The organism is Bergeyella zoohelcum ATCC 43767 (assembly GCF_000301075.1).
Classification (GTDB): domain Bacteria; phylum Bacteroidota; class Bacteroidia; order Flavobacteriales; family Weeksellaceae; genus Bergeyella; species Bergeyella zoohelcum.
The window spans coordinates 1-1,733 of sequence record NZ_JH932299.1 but is presented as its reverse complement, the minus strand read 5'-3'; the positions used below and the strand labels follow the sequence as shown (position 1 = coordinate 1,733).

The window sequence follows — 1,733 nt, the reverse complement described above, 5'->3', positions numbered from 1 at the left end:
TTAATGTTTTTTATTGCAAAATAACCAAAATACTGATATTCAACAAAATAAATTTTAATACAGCAAAACAAAAAGCGGAGGGCAATTAACAAATAGCTGTTGGCAAAGGGCTTTTAGCAAATGCCCATGATTGCAATAAATCTTATGAAAAAGAAAAAAATGAGAAAAGTAAAATAGTAACGCAGTAGAAAATTATCTCAAATACATTTTCATTTTAGCTTCTTGTTCAGGTTTTACCTTAAGAGTTTTCCAAATTTTCTTTTCCGAATTGTGACTAATTCTATAGTAAATGATTTTATCCGCGTGATATTTAAAGTAAGGGTGAGTCTTAAGCCAACTTTCCGGTGCATCCATCAAAGTATATTTTTGCACTTCATCTACTTTAAGAGGTGCTACACTGATGAGTTTTTCTGCTTTTTCTCTATCGATGCCATAAGTTTCAAAAATCTGATTTTTATTAACAAATCCACCTAAGGCTTTTCTAAAACCAACAATCCCTAACGCATTTTTTTCTGAAAATCCAAAAGATTTAAATTCTTTTACCGTCATTTGATTAATATCTAACTGTGAGAAATTAATTTTCTCTTCATCTTTTGATGACTCTAAAGAAATATTATGAGTAGCTATATCAGAAATAGCTATAGACGGAGACTGAACAGCTGGGAGCATCGTTTCAGAGTTTAACCGAATATAAGATCGGAGGTTTTCAAATTTATCTTTTAGAATAAAATTTTTCTCTATATCTTCCAAACTTCTAAAGCTACCTTTAAGATAATTGTTTTTATATTTTAAAATAGAAAGTGCTTGTTTTTCAGTAAATCCTAAACTTTTCCACCCATTTACATCCAAAATATTGGGATCAAAAGGGTGAATTTCAAAAGCATTTGTTTCTTTGGTTTTCTTAATTGATTTTTCAGGTAATAGTAAATAAGGTTCAAGCTGCCTATACACTACATCCGATATCACAAATGACTCTTTAAATTTTTCTTTAGATTGAAAACTACCTCCTAAATATCCCTTATATTTTAACAATGATTTTGCTTGAGCTTCACTAAATCCCATACGAACCCAATCTTCAAAAGATAAGTCATCTGGATTAAACTTACGGTTTAACAAAATTTTTTTTCTTTGATTTTCAGAAGAAGCTGTAAAACTTGAATTTTCAGCTCGATGTTCCGTATCTGGCAATAAAAGAAAAGGCTCCAACTGAAAATATTTTTCTTCAGAAATAGCGTAACACTTTTTGATTTGAGATTTACTCGTAAATTTCCCTCCCAATACCTCTTTATATTTCATAATGGTATTCACTTGTTTTTGCGTAAAGCCAAGTGCCCGCCACTCTATAGGCGTATATTCATTAGGATCAAAGGCTTCTAAACGAGATACAAATATACTATCATCTACTTTTTCTATCATCATTCTCTCTCCTCTATCTCGGTCTTTTTCTTTAAACCAATGATGAATAAAATAGAGGAAACAAAGCAGTAATATCAACAACAATAATGCGACAACACGACGCTTCTCCAAATAAAAATGACGGCGAAAATTCATAACGATGTAATTTGGAGAAATAAAGATAGAAATAAAATTGAAATCTACAAAAAATGATGAAAAATACCAACTATATTCATTAGTCTAAGCTCTTGTCATTTGGCTGATAGCGATTAGCATTTAGCTCTTATCGATAAGGAGATATATAAAAACGAAAAAGCCTTGTGAGGATTCACAAGGCT

At 30.7% G+C, this 1,733-nt stretch carries 1 protein-coding gene; it reads right to left on the bottom strand.

Features of this window, described 5'->3' with window-relative positions; translation table 11 throughout:
• Positions 1 to 192: 192 nt before the first annotated feature.
• Positions 193 to 1,551: a ComEA family DNA-binding protein gene (locus tag HMPREF9699_RS10690; RefSeq protein ID WP_002664711.1), complete on the bottom strand. Its 1,359-nt coding sequence runs from the start codon at positions 1,549 to 1,551 to the stop codon at positions 193 to 195.
• Positions 1,552 to 1,733: the final 182 nt, after the last annotated feature.

Coding starts and splice junctions, on each gene's coding strand:
- HMPREF9699_RS10690 (WP_002664711.1), bottom strand. CDS start 1,551: ATGAATTTTCGCCGTCATTTTTATTTGGAGAAGCGTCGTGTTGTCGCA.